Consider the following 21,163-nt stretch of genomic DNA (forward strand, 5'->3'; position numbering starts at 1 on the left):
TGACTCAGCTTAGCTCAGATATAACTATCAAGAATTGAAATAGAGGTTGGTTCTTCTTTGAATCTATACAGGTGCTGTGGCCATCTCTGGCGGTTCGGACTTGGTGCATTTTAGCAACAGCCGCTGTTCGAAAGTAAAGTCCGTTCCTCTATATTCGATGCGCGTGAGGCGTTGAAGGCGCCACAAACCACTGGGAAGTGACCGTATCCACCTCTTTGGCGTGTCTCTGGCGTTAGGCAAGAGAGCTGAGATGGGTGCTGGCGTTCCGTGAGATACCAATAAAAATCAAGTGGATACTAAAGCAATCCGGTGGGTGCGCCTGCGCTCTCCACCAGAGGTAAACCGGTAGGTGACTAGCTGCTCTACTTAGGGGTGCGTAAGCAAGTTGTGTCTCAATCACAGTGTTTTTTTAGGGGCGGCGATGTACAGTTTAGATATTGATTCGCGTTCCGGTTTGCGTGTGGGAATGCCGGCTCCGGTGGCTGTCGGCAGGGCAAGCGTAGCTCGCAAGGGGCGTCGAATTCGGCACGGGGGCTGAAAGTCATGGAAATTACACAGACTAGCGCGGCCTGGTCTTTGCAGACCGCCGCGCCGCGCATGAGCAGTCGCGGCATATCGCGTGAACAATTGATCCGCAGGCTCGGGGAAGCTGCCGCGCGCAGCAGCCTCGCCAACGGGCTGGCGATCCTGACGGAATATGTCGGAGCGACCCACTACCTGCTCGCTCGCCACGGTCTGTCGCAGGACGGCGGACTTGATTTCGTCCTGTGTTCCGATTGGCCCTTCGACGTCGTTCGGCGTCTATCGGGCATCGTCATCGGCCTAAACGCCAGGACGACCGAGTTGGAAAAATGCCTGGCGGCGCTGCAGCCCTGCTTCCAGGTCCTGCCGGACGACATCGATCTGCCGCGCGGGGTCAATCGTTCCTACTGCTCCGTCTCGTTCAATGTCGGCCGCTCCCGTTACTCGTTGATGCTGCTGTTCCCCGAGGACGTCATCCTCTCCCAGGAAGGGCTGCGCGATATCGCCGTGCTCGCAAGCTATCTCGCAAGTTTCAAGGCCGATGGCGGAGTACGGCAGGACCGGGACTTCGAGCTGACCGAGCGCGAGCTCGAATGCCTGTACTGGATTGCCGAAGGCAAGACGAGCGAGGAGATCGCCGTCATCCTCGGCATCTCCCGCAACACGATCAACAACTACATCACCAGCGTCATGCGCAAGACCGCGACGCGCACCAGGTCGGAAGCCATCGCCCACGCCGTCCGGCACAATCTGGTATAGGAGCGCGACGATGATGCACCTGGATTCGGAGAACCGCTCGGACGATGCCCGGCTCGGCCGCAGCGCGCGCGCGGCACGTGCGGCGACTCTGGTCACGCGGCTGCAGGCGATGCAGCGGCAGATCAATGCGAAGAATTTCGCCGTCCTGCGCGTCAATGGAAGAGGGATGCCGGCGACGCGCAAGCTCACCTGCGTCCTGCACAATTGGGGTGCCGCTTCCGAAGCGAATGCGCATGAACTTCTCAAGGTCTACGGCGAGGAACTGCTCCAGCACCTCGATCGATCGCCGCTGGCGCTGCTGTGGGACGGCCAGGGAGAGCATCAGGCAGCCGACGTTTCCGACACGGCGCTTTTCTCGCAGCGGCTGAAGGGGCGGCAGCTCTCCTATTCGGGCATCGCCTTCCCGATACGGCTCGGCGCCCAGGGCAACGGCTATGTGGTCTTCGCCGGCAGCTATATCGACGCGCCGGCGGAACAGATCCTCGACTTGCACGGCCGCTGCGCACAGGTGATGACCGACATGCTGGCGGCCGACGAACGACGCCTGTTCAAGGGCGAGAGCCTCAGCGACCGCGAGATCGCTTGCCTACAGATGGCCGGCGACGGCTATATCAGCGAGGAAATCGCCGAGAAGATGGGCTTGTCCGTTCACACCGTGAACGCCTATCTCGGCGCCGCCACGACGAAGCTCGATTCGGTCAATCGCATCCAGGCGATCGCCAAGGCCATACGGCTCGGCTATATCAGCTAAAATTCGCGAGGCATTTCAGTAAATTGCCCCCTCATCCGGCCTGCCGCCCCCTTCTCCCCGCAAGCGGGGCGAAGGGGGACTCGCTGCGCCGTCCGGTCTTGCGGGAACAGCAGCAAATATGCCGGCGCGTCCCATCTCCCCGCCTGCGGGGAGATGGGGCTAGCGTGAGGGGCGATTCTGAGGAGACGGCTGCCCGACTAACTCGCTAGCGGCAGAGGATAGGATTTGACGAATTTCGCCTCTTCCAGGCTCCTGGCGAGGAAGGCGGTATTCTCGTCCGGATCGGTCGAGGGATGCTGGAAATTGATGTGGCTGATCTCGATGCCGGCCGCTTCGCCGGCAAGCACGAGGCGCGCATAGACCGTCACGCCGCGGGGCTTCAACTCGAGGTCCAAAATGATTTCGGGGCAGCTGTTCCAGTCGAGATTGTAGTTGCCGCCAAGGCCGAAATTCACCGTCCCCGGCAGGAAGTAGAGTTCCGCCGCCGATTCCACGAGATCGGCGAGGCTCGCATAGGACTCGAACCGCAGGAGCGCGATGAAGTCCGCAGCGTCGATCAGGCGCAGTTCTGTCGCTACCGGACGAATCGCCTCTGCCACTAGTCTTTCGCGTTTTTCGGAGAATTCGCACTTCTTCAAGATCATGTCACCCGTTTTTGTTGCGGCTGAACTGCATAAACCCGGTGAATGAGTTCGGCGACTGCCTTGTAAAACACCGGTGGAATGACACTATCTACCGAGACTTGTGCAAACATGGAGCGTGCGAGCGGCGGATCCTCGAAGACCGGAATGCCGTTTTTCTCGGCGATCTCGCGGATCTTCAGGGCGACAAGATCCTGCCCCATGGCGACGACGACGGGCGCATCGTTTTCTTCGCGCACGTAGCGCAGCGCGACCGCATAGTGGGTCGGGTTGGCGATCACCAGCGTGGCACGCGGCACGGAGCCGATCATGCGCTTGCGGGCACGATCCCGCTGCATCGACCGCAGTCGCGACTTGACGATCGGATCGCCCTGCGACTGCTTAAGTTCCTCCTTCACCTCCTGCTTCGTCATCCTCAGCTCGCTGTACCAGTGATGCCGGGTCCAAAAGAGATCGACAATCGCCAGCACCGCGGTGGCAAGCAGCACGACGGTGACGATCTGCTTCAGGTCGGAGGTCATGGTGGCGAAGATCGTCACCGGATCCGAGAACATCAGATCGAGCGTGGCGAAATAGTCGTTCCACAGCACCAGGACGACGATGAGCGACACGACGATGATCTTGAACAGCGACTTGGCGAACTCCACCAGCCCTGGAACGCCGAAAATGCGCTTGAAGCCGGCGATCGGCGACACGCGGTTCATGTTGGGCATGATCCGGTCGAGCACCGGCCGGGGCAGGTTCTGGAAGATCGACGAGCCGACGCCGAAGATGATGAGCAGCAGGAAGATCGGAATGACCAGGCCCGCCGACTTCAGGATGACGTGCGAGATCAATCCGACGGCATCCGTTGCCGTTTCGAGCCGCCAGGCTTCCGGCTGCTCGAATATGTCCTTGAGAGCCTCGGCCGTGCTCGCCGCACCATCGGAAAGAAAGAAGACGATGAAGATGTAGACCGCGAGGGTCGAGGCGAAGGCGGTCACTTCGCGGGAAAAGGGGATATTGCCCTTCTCGGCCGCATCGGAGAGTTTTTTCTCCGACGGCGCTTCCGTTTTACTGTCCTTGTCCTGATCTTCCGACATGAAACAGGAAGTTCCCATCCTGGCCAGGAGCCGCGGCCACCCTCAATCGGCCGAGGCCGACGTGCTCCACAACCCTTGTCGTGGACCGCGCGTGCCTCATGCGCAAGAGCCGAAAGCCAAGAAGGCGGCCGGCTCAACAGAAATCAGACAAGTGGAAGGGGTGAGACCCGCCTGGGAAGAATCCGCGATCAGGCGGCTTCCGATTCCTTTTCCTTGAGCTCGAGCTGCCCGCTGGCTGCAAGCCGAATCGCTTCCTGGGTGATCGAGCGCCGGGCGATGGCGATGTCACGCGGGTTAATGCCGGCATCGCCGACCGCAAGGTCCGATTCGATCATGCGCCGCTGGCGTGCGCCGACGGATGCGAGGACCGATTCGCGCAGTTCCGGCGCCGAGCCCCTGAGCGCCATGGTGATGATGTCGGTCGAGACGTCGTTGAAGAGCTGCACTCGGCTTCTCTGCGGCATGTAGAGAATGTCGTCGAACAGGAAGATCTTCGGCCGAACTTTCTTGGCGGAATCGGTGTTGATCGTTTCCAGCGAGGCGAGCAGCGTGTCCACCTGCTTCTTCTCGAGTTCGTTCATCACCTCGGCGATCTTCGCCGGGCCGGGCGAATTGCGCTCGGCCTCCATCGCGTCGATCATCTCGATGACGCGCGTCTCGATGATGGAGGCAGCCTTCGGGCTGACATTCTTCATGTTGACGGCGCGGTTGAGAATGTCCGGGCGCTGTTTGTCCGACAGCTGCAGCAGCACCTTGGCGCCGAAGCTAGAAGGCATCATCGAAAGCACATAGGCGATCGTCTGCGGATGTTCCTTGGCGAGCGAGTCGGCAACGGCGACCGGATCGCATTCCTGCAGCCGGTCCCAGATGCTTGCCTCGTAGGACTGGAAGGTGGCGCGCCGCCCCAGCAGGCCGTCGACCTCGTCCGGCGTCAGGCCCTCTTCGAGAATGCTCTCCATCGCCTTGGCGTTGTCCATCAGGCCGGCGCCTTCGGTGAACAGATCCTCGAACTCGTTGACCAGCGCCTCGAGCTCGTGGGGAGGGATGGCGCGCAGCGACTGGGCCGCGGCGATGATTGCCTGCAATTCGCTGTGCGTGAAGAATTTCAATAGTTTACCGGCCACGGATTTCCCCATGGCGAGCAGCACGGCGGCGGCCTTTTCCGTCTGACTGAGCGGTGTTGCCAGTGCCTGCCCTTCGAAACTTTCGAAATCCATCATGGATTCATCCCTCGCCCGATCATCGGGCTATTTCTTGCTGCCCTTTATCTCGATGAGCTTGACGCCGAACCGGGTCACGTCGCCCTCGAGTACGGTAATCTCGCCACGGCCGATTACCCGGCCGTTGACCATGATCTCGACCGGCTCGCCGATCCTGCGGTCGAGCGCGATCGTTGCGCCCTCGGTCAGGCCCATTAGGCCGGAGACCTGCATTCGACTGGTGCCGAGGACGATCTGGACATTGATCGGAATGTCCATGATCAGGTCCATATTGCACGCCATGCCGCTGCCCGGCGCAGCGCCTGACGCAGCACCGAAATCGTCGCCGCCGAAATCGCTGCCGGCAAAACCGGCACCCATATCGAGACCGCCGCCGAGGGACGTGTCAGCGAAATCGCCGCCGAAGCCGCCGGCACCGAGATCGCCGCCGAAATCCCCGGCCTGGCCAAAAGGTTCGGCGGCAGCGAAATCGCCGCCGAAATCCGTTGCCGCACCGTCCTGCTTGAGAACGCCGCGCAGGTCGTCGATTGCCTGGTCGAGCTCGGCGTCTCCCGCAAAGGCGGCCTGTTCTTCGATGGATGCTGCTTTCTTGCGTACCATGTGCGGATTATTCCAGTTGAAGCTTGCCTCAGGCATTCTGCGATGCGAGGCCGGTTAACTCATGATGTGGCGAAGGATGTCGTCTTCGGACCCGTGCGTGTCCTTGATGCGGACCGTGTATCGCGCCCCCGACCGGCCGAACTCACAGACATAGAGATCGCGACCGTTGGCGTTGACCTCGACCCGCACGTCCTGGCCGTCATGGAAGGGGATCACGTCTCCGGGCTGCAGCCGGCTGATCGTATCGAGCGTCAGGTTTTCCAGTTGGATGCGCGCCTCGAGCGTCACGGCCGAGCGGCGAATCTGCTCCTCGAGCTGCTCGCTCCAATCCGTCTTCATACTGTCGTTTTGTCCGGCGCTCCGGGACGGGACGATCTGGGTCTTGAGCAGCACGCTTTGCGGAACGATCACCGAAAAGGTGGAAAGCACCGGCCCCAGCCCGCAGGTCATGTCGATCGAGGCGGCGTAGACGTCCTCGATGGCCGGGTCGGGCGGCAGCCGTTCGGCACCGTTATGTGGCCGGTCGACCACCGGCTCGAAGCCGCCCGGCGCATTGACCGCCATGCGTACGACCTCGGCGATGGCCTCGAACACCGGCACCGCCACGTCGATCTCGATCTTTGAGAGTGCCCGCGGCAGCGGCTCCTCGATGTCGGTGGGCTCGGCGCCGAGCAGGGCTTCGACGAGAGTGATGAGAACCGGGCTGTCGCAGCCGATCTGGAAATCGGCGCACCAGTTGCGCAGCGAAACGTCGCTGAGCAGAACCGCTTCTCCGAGTTCGGCGATGAGTTCGTTCCTGAGCCCCATCTTGAAGCCGGCATAGCCGATGGCAATGTCGTGTCGCGTCTCCTGCTTGAGCAAATCGGGAAGCCGGTCGCTGAAGACATGGCCGAGATCGAGAGCGATGCGGCCGATGGTCTTGTCGTCGCCGAGCGCGCCGGTCATGCGCGCCAGCAGTCTCTTGTCGAAAGCGTAGACGTTCGATGCGGTGCTCGGATTCATGATGTTCAAGCCGCCTTGCTTTCGCCGCCGCCGCCCGGGTTCATCATCTCCTGCTCGACCGCATCGATCGACGGTCGCTCATAGGCGGAGATCGTCTTGCGGCCATATTCGAGGGCGACCTGGGGAACGGAGCCATTCATGTAGGCAAGCAATGTCTGCTTGACGATGACGTAGAGCCGGTTCTGCTTTTCGCGCACCGCCTTGATGTTGGCGACGAGCGGACCGACGATCGAGTAAGAGAGGAAGACGCCGAGCAGCGTTCCGACGAGTGCGGCGGCGATCTTCGCGCCCAGCACTTCCGGTGCCTCGCTGATGGCGCCCATCGCCTTGATCACCCCGAGAACCGCCGCGACGATGCCGATCGCCGGCAGCGCATCGCCCATGCTCGTCAAGGCGTGATAGCACTTCATCTTGTCATGAGTGATCGTATGGATCTCCTCGTCCATCAGCGCCTCGATCTCGTGCGAGCGGGCATTGCCGATGATGATGAGCCGCACATAGTCGCAGATGAACGCCGTCAGCTCCTTGTTCTGCAGGACGGTCGGCGCGGATTGGAAGATCGGCGATTCCTCCGGGTTGTCGATGTGGGCCTCGATCTCGTTGCGCGACTTGGTTCTCAGGTCGCGCATCAGGCTGTAGAGCACGCCGAGCGTGTCGAGGTAGTGGCGCTCCTTCGGCACCTTGTGCCTGAACGCCTCGCCGAGCGCCTTGCCGGTATCCTTCACCACCTTCATCGAGTTGGCCATGATGAAGCCGCCGATGCCGGCCCCGCCGATGATCATCAGCTCGAAAGGCTGGTTGAGGACTTCCAGGTGACCGCCCATGGCGAGGTAGCCGCCGAGGATACAGCCGAAAGTCACAAGAAGCCCGATGATGATGTTCATTGTCGATACCTGTCGCGATCGTGATTTACCTACGACGGAATAGAATTTCTTCCTTGCGTGAGGCTGGCCGTGAGGCCCGCTCGCGACCGCCGCGCCGTACAGGTTCGCGCAAGCCAATAGAGGCAGGATTCGGCAAGGTCGGGCCATCGCGCCGGGCCGCCATTCCGGACAGGCGAGCGATCGTGACCACGACCTATACGAGCTACAAGCTGATAACCGCCGACCTTACGAGCTCGCTGGAGCGCGTCTCCGAGGAGCCGCAGGTGGCCCGCGAGACGGAATACTACCTTTCCAGGATCGGCAGCATCAAAACGCTCGACGAGTTCTTTGCCGACAGCCGGCTCTATGACTATGCGATGAAAGCGCACGGGCTGGAGGACATGGCCTTCGCCAAGGCCTTCATGCGCAAGGTGCTGACGGAGGGTGTCGACAGCGAGGACGCCTTTGCCAACAAGCTGGCGGACAGTCGCTACAAGGCCTTGGTCGAATCGCTCAATTTCGCCCGGCATAGCGAGACGGCCACCTCCTTCGAACGCGCGCAGAAGGGCGTCGTCGACAAATACACGCGCCAGACGCTGGAGCAGAATGCCGGCGAGGAGAATACCGGTGTCAGGCTGGCGCTCTATTTCGAGCGCACGGCGCCATTGCTCACCAGCGGTTACGAGATCATTGCCGACGAGGCGCTGGCACAGGTGGTGCGGACGGCGCTGCAGCTTCCCGAAGAATTTGCCGCGGCCGACGTCGATCGGCAGGCAGAAGCTTATGAGGAAGCAATCGACCTCAAGGATTTCCAGGATCCGGTGAAGCTCGCGGCCTTCATCGATCGCTTCACCGCCCTTTGGGAGATCAGCAATTCTTCCGACGGCTACGATCCCCTTGCGGTTTTCGGTTCTTCGAGCGGCTACGGAATTTCCCCCGACCTGCTCCTCTCCATCAACAATCTGAAACTCGGGGGACACTGACGTGCAGACCGGCCTCTATGTGGCGCTTTCCTCGCAGATGGCGCTTGAGAAGCGCTTGAACACGCTTGCAGACAATATCGCAAATGCCAACACGGTCGGCTTCCGTTCCACGGAAGTGAAGTTCGACCAGGTGCTCGGCGATACGAAGCCGACCCGCGTTTCCTACGTGTCCGAAGGCGAGGAATATCTGAGCACCAGCAACGGCGCCCTGGCGCGGACCGGTTCTGCGCTCGACTTCGCCATAAAGGGGAACGCCTGGTTCAACATCGACACGCCCGGCGGCCCGGCGCTGACCCGCGACGGCCGCTTCACGCTGACGGAAACGGGCGAACTGGTGACCCTCAAGGGATATCCGGTGCTTGATGCGGGCGGTGCGCCGATCCAATTGAACGGCGGAGCGGGCGAGATCACCGTCGGTGCCGACGGGGCTATCCACCAGAACGGCGCCCAGGTCGCGCTGCTTGGCCTCTACGAGGCGGATTTCTCCAGCGGCTTCGTCCGCTATGACAACAGCGCTGTGATGCCGGCCGCTCAAGCGCAGCCCGTCGTCGACCGCTTCGATGTCGGCGTGATGCAGGGCTTCCTCGAAGAATCGAACGTCAATGCCGTCCAGGAAATGACGCAGCTCATCATGGTGACCCGCGCCTTCGACAATGTCACGGCCCTGATGCGCGACAGCGAAGGGTCGCTTGAAGAGGCGATCAAGACGCTGGGCGGCGAGCGCTAGGCGAACGAAGGAAAGTGTGAAGCGGCTCCCGGCGAGACAGCCGGGCCGGGCCGATCGCAACGGGAATCTGCATGGAAAGACAAGGCTCTGACATCATTCCGGCTTCGACCTCGTTGGCGGCGCTTGCCGGCCTCGTCGAGCGCTATGCCAAGCCCGATTTTTCGATCGCTCCCGGCGGCCATGTCCAGACGATCTCGCCGGGGCATTATACCGTCAGCGGTCTTTCCCGGCATGTGCGGCTCGGGGATTTCGTGGCGCATAAGAGCGCGACCGGCACCCATCTCGGCGAAGTCGTGCGCGTCGAACCGGAGCGGGTCGTCGTCTGCCCGATCGAGCCCGGCGATCCGATCGGCATCCACGATACCGTCATCCGCAAAGGCGCTTTCCGCATCGCGCCGACCGACAATTGGTGCGGCCGTACGATCAATGCGCTGGCCGAGCCGATCGATAGTCTGGGCCCGCTGATGCAGGGCGATATTCGCCGTTCGATCTCCAATACCGCGCCGCCGTCGATGACCCGCAGGCGGGTCGAACAGGGGTTCAAGACCGGTGTGCGCGCCGTCGACATCTTCTCGCCGCTCTGCCTCGGCCAGCGCCTCGGGATCTTCGCCGGCTCCGGCGTCGGCAAGTCGACGCTGCTCTCGATGCTGGCGCGCGCCGACGCCTTCGACAAGGTGGTGATTGCGCTGGTCGGCGAACGCGGCCGTGAAGTGCGCGAATTCATCGAGGATACGCTCGGCGACAATCTCGCCAAGTCGGTTGCCGTCGTCGCCACCAGCGACGAGAGCCCGATGCTGAGGAAAATGGCGCCGCTGACGGCGGTGACGATCGCCGAGCACTACCGCGACAAGGGCGACAACGTTCTCCTGATCGTCGACAGCGTGACGCGCTTCGCGCATGCGATCCGCGAGGTGGCGACGGCCGCCGGCGAGCCGCCGATCGCCCGCGGCTATCCGGCTTCGGTCTTCACCGAATTGCCGCGCCTGCTCGAGCGTGCCGGCCCCGGTGCAGAAGGCGCCGGCACGATTACCGCGATCATCTCGATCCTGGTCGACGGCGACAATCACAATGATCCGGTTGCCGATTCGGCCCGCGGCATTCTCGACGGTCACATCGTCCTCGACCGCAGCCTCGCCGAGGAAGGGCGCTATCCGCCGATCGATCCGCTGGCCTCGATCTCGCGCCTGGCAAGAAAAGCCTGGACGCCGGATCAGGAAAAGCTCGTCGCGCGGCTGAAGTCGCTCATTCATCGCTTCGAGGAGACCCGCGACCTGCGCCTGATCGGCGGCTACCGCGCCGGCGGCGACCCCGACCTCGACATGGCGATCAAACAGGTTCCCGTCATCTATGACGTCCTCAAGCAGACGCCCGGCGAGCGGTCCGCCGCCGACGCCTTCACCGACCTTGCCAATGCGCTGAAGGCAGCCGCCATGGGCAACCAGCCCGCCTCAGGCATCCGGGCGAAGGGATAGCAATGACCGACAACGAAGCGGACGAAATCGTCCATCAGCGCCGGCGCGACGCCAAGATGCCGTTGACCGACAAGGTTCTCGGCGCGATCGGGTTGGCCATGGCCGCCTTTGCGACCTTCTTCCCCTGGTACGCCTTCCTGCACCAGGATGAGTTCTCGATCCCGCCGCTCTGGCAGGGAACGACGCGGGATCTGCCGGAGCGCCCCGGCCGCGGCGTAGTATCGGTTTCGCCGCTGGCGATGACCGACATGGACAAGGAGACCGCCGCGGCGATCGACCGGCTGACGACGGCGACTGTACCCGGGCTGGAGCATCAACCGGCGGCGGCCGCACATGAGCCGGAAGCCGGCCTGGAACAGCCCTTTCCCGAGCCGTCTGGCTTCAAGCTGATGCACGTCGCCAATGGAAGAGCGCTCATCGAGGACGCCACCGGCATGTATATCGTCCGGGTCGGTTCGGTCCTGCCGGACAACAGCCGGCTTGCCACCTTCGAAGAGCGCAACGGCCGCTGGGTGATGATCACCTCCAAGGGCGAGGTCTTCGAGTCGAGGTAGAGCGCTGCGTTGCACCTCGGCTCGGAGCTGCCGCATACGGCAGAATTCGGCGAGACAGCGCTTCGCCGCCAAAAAGGCCCCGCCGTGAATTCGTGCATTTGGTTCCTCGTCCCAGGTTCCCGACAAGTCCCACGCAAGATTACCCGCCTAGGGTCCTCCTCATCTCATGAGGAGTATTCGATGGATCCGATTCAACTTTTCGAACTCGCGTCGCGCCAGGCCCAATGGTTGACGGTCCGCCAGAATGTCGTTGCCGGCAACATCGCCAATGCCAATACGCCGCATTACCAGGCCAAGGACGTCCAGCCTTTCGAAACCGTGCTCCAGAATACCGGCATCCAGATGGCGGCGACCCATCGCGCCCATTTCACCGAGAGCCCCGATGCCGCGCAGGTGACCGAGGTCAGCATGATCGACGATGTCGCCGTGCAGCAGTCCGGCAATACCGTCGCGATCGAGCAGGAAATGATGAAAACGGGCGAAATCAAGCGCGACTACGAACTCAATTCCGGGCTGGTGAAATCCTTTCACCGGATGATGCTCATGACCGTACGGAAGTAACATCCATGGATCCTTTGACCTCGGCACTCAAGGTTTCGGCTTCGGGCCTGCAGGCGGAATCGACGCGCCTGCGTGTCGTTTCCGAAAACATCGCCAATGCCCGCTCCACCGGCGACGTGCCCGGCGCCGATCCCTATCGCCGCAAGACGATTTCCTTTGCGGCGGAAGTCGACCGGGCGAGCGGCGCGTCGCTCGTCGAGATCCAGCGCCTCGGCACCGACGATTCGGATTTCAGCATCGAGTTCGATCCCGGCAATCCGGCGGCCGATGAGAAGGGCATGGTGAAAATGCCGAATGTCAACGTCCTGATCGAGATGGCGGACATGCGCGAAGCCAATCGCGCCTACGAGGCCAACCTGCAGACCATCAAGCAGTCCCGCGATCTCATCTCCCAGACAATCGACCTGTTGAGGGCTTCGCAATAATGATCGATGCAATTCAGTCCGTCGGCGCGTTTTCGAACCTGAAGGAGACCGAGGGCACCAGCCTGACCGGCTCGACCGCGCTTTCCCTGCCGGGCGCCGCAGCTTCCGCCCCGCAATCGCAGAGCTTCGCCGAAGTCCTCGGCACCATGACCACGGACGCCATCCGCTCGATGAAATCGGCCGAAGGAGCGTCGCTTCAGGCGATCCGCGGCGAGGCGAACACGCGTGAGGTCGTCGATGCGGTGATGAGTGCGGAACAGTCGCTGCAGACCGCCATCGCCGTCCGCGACAAGGTCGTCACCGCCTATCTCGAAATCGCCCGCATGCAGATCTGAAGGAACGTGACATGAAGGCCCTTTCCATCGCCGCCACGGGCATGAATGCCCAGCAGCTGAATCTCGAAGTCATCGCCAACAACATCGCCAATATCAACACGACCGGTTATAAGCGGGCGCGCGCGGAATTTTCGGACCTGCTCTACCAGACGGAGCGCGCCCAAGGCGTGCCGAACCGCTCGAACCAAGCAATCGTGCCGGAAGGCGCGATCGTCGGCCTCGGCGTGCAGACGGCCGCCGTCCGCAACCTCCATGTCCAGGGCAGCCTCGTCAACACCAGCAACGACCTCGACCTTGCGCTTGTCGGCCGCGGCTGGTTCCAGGTCGAAACGCCCAACGGCGAAACGGTCTATACCCGCTCGGGCGCCTTCAACACCAACGCGACCGGCCAGCTCGTCACCATCGACGGCTATACGGTGGTTCCCGGTATCACCGTGCCGCAGGACGCGACCGAGATCACCGTTTCCGCGTCCGGCCAGGTCCTCGTCAGAATTGGCGACGCGACCGAGACCCAGGAAATCGGCCAGCTGACGATCGCCAATTTCGTCAACGAAGCCGGACTGGAGCCGCAGGGCGAAAACCTCTTCAAGCAGACCGCGGCATCCGGCGAGCCGATCGTCGGCACGCCGGCCGATCCCGGCTTCGCGCAGGTCAAGCAGGGCTATCTGGAATCGTCCAACGTCGATCCGGTCAAGGAAATCACCGACCTGATCTCGGCCCAGCGCGCCTACGAAATGAACTCCAAGGTCATTCAGGCCGCAGACGAAATGGCCGCCACGGTGAGCAAGAACCTCAGGTAACGGGAAGAGGGGCAAACATGATGTTTCGCCGATCCGCCGCAAGGGTAGCAGTCGAGAGCCGAAAAGCGCGCTTCATGCGATCGCTCGCATCTGCGGCGATCGCCGCCGCGCTGCTGTCGCCGGGGCTCGCTGCCGCACAGCAGCCGACCGCCGTCATCCCGAAGCAGACCATCTATCCCGGCGAAACCATCGAGGCGAGCATGCTGGAAGTGGTCGACGTGACCAATCCGGATATCACCGACGGCTATGTCGGGTCGCTTGAAGAGGTCGAGGGAAAGGTGACGAAGCGCACGCTTCTGCCGGGACGGGTGATCCTCACCTCGGCGCTACGCGACCGATACGCGGTCGAGCGCGGCTCGACGGTTCGGCTGATCTTCAACAAGGGCGGGCTGACGATCACCGCCGCCGGCTCGCCGCTTGAAGACGCAGCGATCGGCGAACTGATCCGCGCGCGCAACATCGATAGCGGTGTCATCGTGTCCGGGACGGTGATGGCCGACGGCACGATCCATGTGGTGGCGAAATGATGGTGCGCATTTGTAAGTGGTTGCTGACCGTGTCCTTGCTGTTCGCGGCGACATTGACGCCCGCCTATGCCGCGTCGCGCATCAAGGACGTGGCCTCGCTGCAGGCCGGTCGGGACAACCAGCTGATCGGTTATGGCTTGGTGGTCGGGCTGCAGGGATCCGGCGACAGCCTGCGCTCCTCGCCGTTCACCGACCAGTCGATCCGCGCCATGCTGCAAAATCTCGGCATCTCGACCCAGGGCGGCGAGTCTCGGACGCGCAACGTCGCAGCGGTCCTCGTTACCGCGACGCTGCCGCCCTTCGCTAGTCCCGGCAGCCGCGTCGACGTCACCGTCGGTTCGCTTGGCGACGCGACGTCGCTGCGCGGCGGCACGCTGGTCATGACGTCGCTCTCCGGCGCCGACGGACAGATCTATGCGGTGGCCCAGGGCTCGATCGTGGTCACCGGCTTCAGTGCCCAGGGCGACGCGGCCGCTCTGTCGCAGGGCGTGACCACGGCCGGCCGCGTTCCGAACGGCGCGATCATCGAGCGCGAGCTGCCGTCGAAATTCAAGGACGGCTTCAACCTGGTGCTGCAATTGCGCAACCCGGACTTTTCCACCGCCGTCGGCATGGCAGCGGCGATCAACAAGTTTGCCGCCGCGCAGTTCGGCGGCCGCATCGCCGAAGCCATGGATTCCCAGTCAGTCCTCGTCCAGAAGCCGAAAATGGCCGATCTCGCCCGGTTGATGGCCGATATCGAGAATCTCGTCGTCGAAACGGACGTGCCCGCGCGCGTCGTCATCAACGAACGGACCGGCACGATCGTCATCGGCCAGGATGTACGCGTCAACGAAGTCGCGGTCAGCTACGGCACGCTGACGGTGCAGGTGACCGAAACGCCGACGGTGGTGCAGCCGGCGCCCTTCTCGCGCGGCGAGACGGCGGTCGAGCCGAATACCACGATCGAGGCGCAGGCGGACGGCGGCACCGTCGCGATCCTCAACGGGTCGAGCCTTCGCTCGCTCGTCGCGGGCCTCAACAGCATCGGCGTCAAGCCGGACGGAATCATCGCGATCCTGCAGAGCATAAAGACGGCGGGAGCCCTACAGGCGGAGCTTGTGCTGCAATGACCGGAACTCTCTCCCATCTTCTCGGCACATCTCGCCGTACGCTCGTGGCCGCGGCCGCGGCTACGCTGATGCTGACAATGCCGGGCGCCTTCGCACAGGACGTCACCGCGCCGCCGGTCGAAAACGGTGCAACGAACGAAATCCAGCAGTTCTGCACCAATATCGCCGACGCGGCGCGGGACCAGCGCTATCTGCTGCAGCGCAAGGACCTTGAAACCTTGCAGGCGAGTGTCGACGAACGCATCGCGGCGCTGGAAAAGCGCCGGGCCGAATACGAGGACTGGCTGAAACGCCGCAACGATTTTCTGAAGCAGGCGGAACTCGGGCTCGTCGATATCTACAAGACGATGAAGCCCGATGCGGCCGCCGGCAAGCTCGAGATGGTGCGCCCGGAGATCGCCGCTGCGATCGTCATGAAGCTGCCGGCGCGCCAGTCCTCGCTGATCCTCAGCGAGATGAGCGACGAAAAGGCCGCGGTGCTCACCAACATCATTTCCAGCGCCAGCGACCCGAACACCTCGAAGGAGCCATCATGAGACTGCAACTGACGGCCCTTCTGGCCGCAAGCCTCCTTGCAGGATGTCAGAATCAGGCGTTCAAGGAGATCGGCCAGGCGCCGTCGATGAGCCCGATCGGCAGCGGCCTGCAATACACCCAGACGCCGCAGCTCGCCAGTTATCCGAAGCAGCCGCATCAGATGACCGCCGGCTATTCGCTGTGGAACGACCAGCAGGCCGCTCTCTTCAAGGACGCCCGCGCCATCAATGTCGGCGATATTTTGACCGTCGACATCCAGATCGACGACAAGGCGTCCTTCAACAACGAGACAGACCGCAGCCGCACCAATTCCAGCGGCTTCAATCTCGGCGCCGCTGGCGAATCGCAGACCAGCGACTTCGAATGGTCCGGCAATCTCAAATACGGATCGAACACCAAGACCGAAGGGGACGGCAAGACCGAGCGCTCCGAAAAGCTCCGGCTGCTCGTCGCGGCCGTGGTCACCGGGGTGCTTGAAAACGGCAACCTGCTGATCAGCGGTTCGCAGGAAGTGCGCGTCAACCACGAATTGCGCATCCTCAACGTCGCCGGCATCGTCCGGCCGCGGGATGTCGATGCGGACAATATCATCTCCTATGACCGCATTGCCGAGGCCCGCATCTCCTATGGCGGCCGCGGCCGGCTGATGGAAGTGCAGCAGCCGCCATGGGGCCAACAGGTCGTGGATCTCGTCTCGCCGATCTGATCGGGTGACATCCAGTACCGGAACGGAGCGGCACGATGGAAGAAACCGACACTAAAGAACCGAAATCCCCGTCGCTGGTCATGACCATTGCCGCGATCGCCGTGCTGACGCTCGTTGCCGGCGGCGGCGGCTGGTTCGTCGGCGCCCTTCTGGCCCCGCCACCGGCGAAGAAGCCGGAGGCTGCCGCCGAACTGCCTGAGCACGCCACCGGCGAGGAGGGTCTTCCGAAGATCGCCACCGAAGCCAACGGCATCGTCCAACTCGAGCCGATCACCACCAACCTTGCCTACCCGGCCGAAAACTGGGTCCGCATCGAGGTCGCGCTGCAGTTCAAGGGCGCGCCCGACGTCGCGCTCGCAGAAGAAATCCACCAGGACATCGCGGCCTATCTGAAGACCCTGTCGCTGCAGCAAATTCAGGGGCCGCGCGGCTTTCAATATCTCCGGGATGACATCCGGGAACGGGTTGACCTGCGCTCCGACGGGCGCGTAACCAATGTGATGTTCCGAACCTTCGTCATCCAATGATTCGCTGATGCTCCGGACTACTGCCTTTATAGTCGCCATGATGGCGATGTCGGGAATTGCCGGGGCCCAGAGCTTTCCCGCCGATATTCTGAACACGCCGGTCGACGGTTCGGTCGCCTCCTGGATCATCCGCACCTTCGGGCTCCTGACCGTCCTCTCGGTCGCCCCAGGTATCCTGATCATGGTGACGAGCTTTCCGCGCTTCGTCATCGCCTTTGCGATCCTGCGCTCCGGCATGGGGCTTGCGACCACGCCGTCGAACATGATCATGGTGTCGCTGGCGCTGTTCATGACATTCTACGTCATGGCGCCGACCTTCGACCGCGCCTGGCGCGACGGCATCGATCCGCTCCTGAAGAACGAGATCTCCGAGACCGAGGCGCTGACGCGGATGTCGGAACCCTTCCGCGAGTTCATGCTCGCCAACACCCGCGACAAGGACCTGCAGCTCTTCATCGACATCGCCCGCGAAAAGGGCCAGACCGTCGTCGTCGACGACAAGGTGGATCTGCGAGCCGTGGTGCCCGCCTTCATGATCTCGGAGATACGTCGCGGATTCGAGATCGGCTTCCTGATCATGCTGCCCTTCCTGGTGATCGACCTCATCGTCTCGACCATCACCATGGCAATGGGCATGATGATGCTGCCGCCGACCTCGATCTCGCTGCCCTTCAAGATCCTGTTCTTCGTGCTGATCGACGGCTGGAACCTGCTCGTCGGCAGCCTGGTGCGCTCCTTCACCTGAGCCCGCCTCGGCGTCCCTCGTTAAGACATTTCCGGGACCCCGCAACAGTCCGTTAAGTATAGGATTTCACGCGCGATTCACTACGTTCTAGCGTCGCCTTCGGGGTGCCTCGCCGATTAAGGTGTTGGCAAGAAATGGCTGCGAATTTCGTCCTCACACGACGGGTTTGGTGTCCTTCACGAGCTGAGCGGAACCGAGTGGCATGATGCCGGATCGTCGTGACCGGTAACCTCTTCAGCCCGGTATGTCCCCCCAAAAGTATTTCGTAAAAGGGACAACGATCATGGCAAGCATTCTCACCAACAGCTCGGCAACCGCCGCTCTCCAGACCCTGCGTTCCATTTCTTCCAGCATGGAAGATACGCAGAACCGCATTTCCACGGGCATGCGCGTCGGCTCTGCTTCTGACAACGCCGCTTACTGGTCGATCGCGACCACCATGCGTTCTGACAACGCAGCTCTTTCGTCGGTCACCGACGCCCTCGGCATGGGCGCCGCCAAGGTCGATACCGCTTACGCCGGTATGGAAGCGGCCATCGATGTCGTCAAGGAAATCAAGGCGAAGATCGTCGCCGCAACGGAAGAAGGTGTCGACGGCGCAAAGGTCCAGGAAGAAATCGACCAGCTTCAGGACCAGCTCCTGAGCATTGCGGAATCGGCCTCGTTCAACGGCGAAAACTGGATTGCCGGCGAGGCAGCGACCAAGACCGTCGTCACCGGCTTTGTCCGCGCTTCGGACGGCACCGTCTCGATCAAGACGTCCAGCTATGCCCTTACTGATGCGGCTGACGGTACGCTCCTCTTCGCCGACGATGGCGCCGGTGGTCTCGACACCGCGACCGGCATCCTCGGCACCGACGGCACCAACGGCAACAATGTCTACGGCCTCGATATCTCTGCAATGGACGCGACCGCGCTCGGAGAAGCGCTCTCCGACGTCGAAGACGCGCTCACCGCGATGACCAGCGCTGCCTCTTCGCTCGGTTCGATGTCGACCCGCATCGATCTGCAGGCTGACTTCGTTTCCGAACTCAGCGACTCGATCGAAAACGGTATCGGCCGCCTCGTCGACGCTGACATGAACGAGGAATCGACCCGTCTGAAGGCCCTGCAGACGCAGCAGCAGCTTGCGATCCAGGCGCTTTCGATCGCCAACTCCGACTCGCAGAACATCCTGTCGCTCTTCCGCTAATCGGCGAACCGGCACGGGGGCTGACCGTGCCGCAACGCTGGAAAAGAGCCGCGACCGAAGTCGGTCGCGGCTTTTTCGCATTTTTTATTCCACTTCAGCATTCCTTAACCATCTTGCTGTTTCCTAGCACCATCGAAACGGCGGGTTAACCAACAAAATTAATTGGTTAGCAGGCATGATGCTGACCGTCGCTTGCCGGCGTACTCCGGAATGTCCCTTCTTAATCAGCCACTAAGGGGCACTCAGAAATGACAAGCATTCTTACCAACATCGCAGCCATGTCCGCACTTGAAACGCTGCGGAGCATCGGCAACAACATGGAAACGACCCAGGGCCGCGTCTCTTCCGGCCTGCGCGTCGGCGAGGCTTCGGACAACGCTGCCTACTGGTCGATCGCGACCACGATGCGCTCCGACAACATGGCGCTCTCCGCCGTCCAGGACGCCCTCGGGCTCGGCGCCGCCAAGGTCGACACCGCCTATGCCGGTATGGAATCCGCCATCGAAGTCGTGAAGGAAATCAAGGCCAAGGTCGTGACCGCAACTGAAGAAGGCGTCGACAAGGCCAAGGTCCAGGAAGAGATCGATCAGCTTCAGGAACAGCTGCTGTCGATCGCCGAATCCGCTTCGTTCAGCGGTGAGAACTGGATCGGCGGCGTCGCCGGCAACACTGTGACCGTCGTGTCCGGCTTCGTCCGTGCCTCCGACAGCACCGTCTCCGTCAAGACGACGAGCTATGCGCTTGTCGACGGCGTCACCGGCGGCAACCTGCTGTTCAGCGACGACGGCACGGGTGCTCTCGATACGGCAACCGGCATCCTGGGTACCGCCGGCGCTTCCGCCGGCGGCTACGCTGTCTACTCGCTGGATATCAGCGCTCTGGCGACGGCGGACATGAATGACGTGCTGTCGGATGTGGACGATGCACTCTCGGCCATGACCAGCGCTGCTGCTGAGCTCGGCTCGATCTCCATGCGCATCGGCTTGCAGGAAGATTTTGTCGCGAAGCTGTCCGACTCGATCGACTCCGGCGTTGGCCGCCTCGTCGATGCCGACATGAACGAGGAATCGACCCGCCTCAAGGCCCTGCAGACGCAGCAGCAGCTCGCCGTTCAGTCGCTGTCGATCGCCAACAGCAACTCGGAGAACGTTCTCCAGCTCTTCCGCTAATCGACGGAACCGGACCAGGGATCACTCGTTCCCTCATAGGTCGAGCCACTTCAGAAAGCCGCGCCTTGCGAAAGGCGCGGCTTTCGCGCATTTGGGCTCCAGCGCAAGGAAATTGTTAGGTTTTGTTAATTTTGTTAACTCGCCTTTAGAGTTTGTTAACCATGTTCCCGTTAGCTGGCCGCACCGAAACAATGAGTTAACCAAGGTGACCAGCGGGTTAACAGGCATGAAGCCGATCATTCGTCCCGGCGGCAATCCGGAATGCTCAATTCATTCTAATGCCATTCGAGGGGCGAGCAGACCATGACCAGCATCCTGACGAACACGGCGGCGATGGCCGCACTTCAGACCCTCCGCGCGATCGACGACAATATGGAGACGACGCAGGGCCGGGTTTCATCAGGGTTGCGCGTCGGCGAGGCAGCCGACAATGCCGCATACTGGTCAATTGCCACCACCATGCGTTCCGATAACATGGCGCTTTCCGCCGTCCAGGACGCGCTCGGACTTGGGGCTGCCAAGGTCGATACCTCCTATGCCGCGATGGAAAGCGCCATCGAAGTCGTCAAGGAAATCAAGTCGAAAATCGTCGCCGCCACCGAAGAAGGTGTCGACAAGACGAAGATCCAGGAAGAAATCGACCAGTTGCAGGAGCAACTGATGTCGATCGCTGAGTCTGCCTCCTTCAGCGGCGAAAACTGGGTTGCCGGCGACGCGGCCGTCAAGAGCGTGGTCTCGGGCTTCGTGCGCGCCTCCGATGGTACCGTTTCGGTGAAGACCACAGCCTATACACTCGACGATACGGCGACGGGCAATCTGCTCTTCGGCGGTGATGGCGCCGGCGCCATCGTGGACACCAACGGCATTCTCGGCACCACCGGTGGTGCGACGATCGGCGTCTCTATTTATGCTCTCGATATCACCGGCTTCGACACCGCCGAAATGGCCGAAGCTCTGACGCTCGTCGAAGATGGCCTCCAGGCGATGACCAGCGCGGCCTCGGAACTCGGCTCGATCTCCATGCGCATCGGCCTTCAGGAGGAGTTCGTCGCGGCGCTGACCGACTCGATCGACTCGGGCATCGGACGTCTCGTCGATGCCGACATGAACGAGGAATCGACTCGCCTGAAGGCCCTGCAGACGCAGCAGCAGCTCGCCGTCCAGTCGCTGTCGATCGCCAATACCAACTCGGAAAACATCCTCCAACTCTTCCGCCAGTAGGATCTGTCCACAGCCTTCTGAGGCTCCAAGCACACTATCTTCGCAAGGCCGCGCCACTATTGCGCGGCCTTTTGTCGTTGTCGATGTCCCCGGTACTCGAACGGTGAAGTAACCCTTTCTTCACCCGCCT

General features: G+C 62.1%; 25 protein-coding genes. 19 read left to right on the top strand and 6 right to left on the bottom strand.

The features are described from left to right. The first annotated feature begins 543 nt into the window (after positions 1 to 543). Together SS05631_RS01415 and SS05631_RS01420 are read left to right on the top strand one after the other, a co-directional pair. Entirely contained in the window at positions 544 to 1,281 is a 738-nt protein-coding gene (locus tag SS05631_RS01415; protein WP_037423873.1) for a helix-turn-helix transcriptional regulator, read from the top strand. A gap of 10 nt (positions 1,282 to 1,291) precedes the next feature. Beyond that, positions 1,292 to 2,032: a helix-turn-helix transcriptional regulator gene (locus SS05631_RS01420; RefSeq protein ID WP_037423875.1), complete on the top strand. Its 741-nt coding sequence runs from the start codon at positions 1,292 to 1,294 to the stop codon at positions 2,030 to 2,032. Positions 2,033 to 2,229: 197 nt separating this feature from the next. On the opposite strand, the gene SS05631_RS01425 is transcribed toward SS05631_RS01420, so the two are convergent. From SS05631_RS01425 to motA, 6 genes are all read right to left on the bottom strand, one after another. Continuing rightward, complete coding sequence (locus SS05631_RS01425; protein WP_037423877.1) at positions 2,230 to 2,676, bottom strand: hypothetical protein; 447 nt, start codon at positions 2,674 to 2,676, stop codon at positions 2,230 to 2,232. Continuing rightward, positions 2,673 to 3,755 (bottom strand): flagellar biosynthesis protein FlhB, encoded by a 1,083-nt coding sequence (flhB, locus tag SS05631_RS01430; RefSeq protein ID WP_037423880.1) that lies wholly within the window; start codon positions 3,753 to 3,755, stop codon positions 2,673 to 2,675. The genes SS05631_RS01425 and flhB overlap by 4 nt, the downstream gene beginning before the upstream one ends. Before the next feature lie 188 nt (positions 3,756 to 3,943). Next, positions 3,944 to 4,975 carry a flagellar motor switch protein FliG gene (fliG, locus tag SS05631_RS01435; RefSeq protein ID WP_037423883.1) on the bottom strand — a complete coding sequence of 344 codons (1,032 nt, stop codon included), beginning with the start codon at positions 4,973 to 4,975 and terminating at the stop codon, positions 3,944 to 3,946. Positions 4,976 to 5,002: 27 nt separating this feature from the next. Further along, positions 5,003 to 5,575, bottom strand: a complete 573-nt coding sequence (gene fliN / locus SS05631_RS01440) for a flagellar motor switch protein FliN (RefSeq protein ID WP_037423886.1) — start codon at positions 5,573 to 5,575, stop codon at positions 5,003 to 5,005. 54 nt (positions 5,576 to 5,629) lie between these two features. Continuing rightward, entirely contained in the window at positions 5,630 to 6,577 is a 948-nt protein-coding gene (locus SS05631_RS01445) for a FliM/FliN family flagellar motor switch protein (RefSeq protein ID WP_037424100.1), read from the bottom strand. Positions 6,578 to 6,582: 5 nt separating this feature from the next. Beyond that, positions 6,583 to 7,461 carry a flagellar motor stator protein MotA gene (gene motA / locus SS05631_RS01450; RefSeq protein ID WP_037378598.1) on the bottom strand — a complete coding sequence of 293 codons (879 nt, stop codon included), beginning with the start codon at positions 7,459 to 7,461 and terminating at the stop codon, positions 6,583 to 6,585. Positions 7,462 to 7,643: 182 nt separating this feature from the next. Between motA and SS05631_RS01455 the strand changes: the two genes are divergently transcribed. The 17 genes from SS05631_RS01455 (at position 7,644) to SS05631_RS01535 (ending at position 21,033) form a co-directional block, all read left to right on the top strand. Next, a complete protein-coding gene (locus tag SS05631_RS01455; protein ID WP_037423889.1) occupies positions 7,644 to 8,423 on the top strand; it encodes a DUF1217 domain-containing protein in 780 nt (259 codons plus the stop codon). Between the two features lies 1 nt (position 8,424). Further along, entirely contained in the window at positions 8,425 to 9,150 is a 726-nt protein-coding gene (gene flgF / locus SS05631_RS01460; protein WP_037423892.1) for a flagellar basal-body rod protein FlgF, read from the top strand. Between the two features lie 71 nt (positions 9,151 to 9,221). Beyond that, positions 9,222 to 10,622 carry a flagellar protein export ATPase FliI gene (gene fliI / locus SS05631_RS01465; protein WP_050988341.1) on the top strand — a complete coding sequence of 467 codons (1,401 nt, stop codon included), beginning with the start codon at positions 9,222 to 9,224 and terminating at the stop codon, positions 10,620 to 10,622. 2 nt (positions 10,623 to 10,624) lie between these two features. Further along, a complete protein-coding gene (locus SS05631_RS01470) occupies positions 10,625 to 11,176 on the top strand; it encodes a hypothetical protein (protein ID WP_037423895.1) in 552 nt (183 codons plus the stop codon). A 180-nt stretch (positions 11,177 to 11,356) separates the two neighbouring features. After that, positions 11,357 to 11,737, top strand: a complete 381-nt coding sequence (gene flgB / locus SS05631_RS01475) for a flagellar basal body rod protein FlgB (protein WP_037378607.1) — start codon at positions 11,357 to 11,359, stop codon at positions 11,735 to 11,737. 5 nt (positions 11,738 to 11,742) lie between these two features. Beyond that, positions 11,743 to 12,162 carry a flagellar basal body rod protein FlgC gene (gene flgC, locus SS05631_RS01480; RefSeq protein ID WP_037423898.1) on the top strand — a complete coding sequence of 140 codons (420 nt, stop codon included), beginning with the start codon at positions 11,743 to 11,745 and terminating at the stop codon, positions 12,160 to 12,162. Further along, positions 12,162 to 12,497: a flagellar hook-basal body complex protein FliE gene (locus SS05631_RS01485; RefSeq protein ID WP_037423901.1), complete on the top strand. Its 336-nt coding sequence runs from the start codon at positions 12,162 to 12,164 to the stop codon at positions 12,495 to 12,497. The genes flgC and SS05631_RS01485 overlap by 1 nt, the downstream gene beginning before the upstream one ends. An 11-nt stretch (positions 12,498 to 12,508) precedes the next feature. Then, a complete protein-coding gene (flgG, locus tag SS05631_RS01490; protein WP_014761102.1) occupies positions 12,509 to 13,297 on the top strand; it encodes a flagellar basal-body rod protein FlgG in 789 nt (262 codons plus the stop codon). A gap of 17 nt (positions 13,298 to 13,314) precedes the next feature. Continuing rightward, positions 13,315 to 13,824 carry a flagellar basal body P-ring formation chaperone FlgA gene (flgA, locus tag SS05631_RS01495; protein ID WP_083854238.1) on the top strand — a complete coding sequence of 170 codons (510 nt, stop codon included), beginning with the start codon at positions 13,315 to 13,317 and terminating at the stop codon, positions 13,822 to 13,824. After that, complete coding sequence (locus SS05631_RS01500) at positions 13,821 to 14,936, top strand: flagellar basal body P-ring protein FlgI (RefSeq protein WP_037423904.1); 1,116 nt, start codon at positions 13,821 to 13,823, stop codon at positions 14,934 to 14,936. Before flgA ends, SS05631_RS01500 begins: the two co-directional genes overlap by 4 nt. Further along, the gene (locus SS05631_RS01505; RefSeq protein ID WP_037423907.1) at positions 14,933 to 15,472 is read left to right on the top strand and encodes a MotE family protein; all 540 of its coding nucleotides are present in this window, start codon (positions 14,933 to 14,935) and stop codon (positions 15,470 to 15,472) included. The genes SS05631_RS01500 and SS05631_RS01505 overlap by 4 nt, the downstream gene beginning before the upstream one ends. Beyond that, entirely contained in the window at positions 15,469 to 16,179 is a 711-nt protein-coding gene (gene flgH, locus SS05631_RS01510) for a flagellar basal body L-ring protein FlgH (RefSeq protein ID WP_037423909.1), read from the top strand. The genes SS05631_RS01505 and flgH overlap by 4 nt, the downstream gene beginning before the upstream one ends. Positions 16,180 to 16,214: 35 nt before the next feature. Beyond that, entirely contained in the window at positions 16,215 to 16,706 is a 492-nt protein-coding gene (locus tag SS05631_RS01515) for a flagellar basal body-associated FliL family protein (RefSeq protein ID WP_037423911.1), read from the top strand. Between the two features lie 7 nt (positions 16,707 to 16,713). Then, a complete protein-coding gene (fliP, locus tag SS05631_RS01520; RefSeq protein WP_037423914.1) occupies positions 16,714 to 17,451 on the top strand; it encodes a flagellar type III secretion system pore protein FliP in 738 nt (245 codons plus the stop codon). Between the two features lie 283 nt (positions 17,452 to 17,734). Further along, positions 17,735 to 18,643 carry a flagellin gene (locus SS05631_RS01525; RefSeq protein WP_014761109.1) on the top strand — a complete coding sequence of 303 codons (909 nt, stop codon included), beginning with the start codon at positions 17,735 to 17,737 and terminating at the stop codon, positions 18,641 to 18,643. A 248-nt stretch (positions 18,644 to 18,891) separates the two neighbouring features. Further along, positions 18,892 to 19,812 carry a flagellin gene (locus SS05631_RS01530; RefSeq protein WP_037423917.1) on the top strand — a complete coding sequence of 307 codons (921 nt, stop codon included), beginning with the start codon at positions 18,892 to 18,894 and terminating at the stop codon, positions 19,810 to 19,812. Between the two features lie 303 nt (positions 19,813 to 20,115). Then, positions 20,116 to 21,033, top strand: a complete 918-nt coding sequence (locus SS05631_RS01535; protein WP_037423920.1) for a flagellin — start codon at positions 20,116 to 20,118, stop codon at positions 21,031 to 21,033. The last annotated feature ends 130 nt before the right edge of the window (positions 21,034 to 21,163 follow it).

The organism is Sinorhizobium sp. CCBAU 05631 (assembly GCF_002288505.1).
Lineage (GTDB): Bacteria > Pseudomonadota > Alphaproteobacteria > Rhizobiales > Rhizobiaceae > Sinorhizobium > Sinorhizobium fredii_C.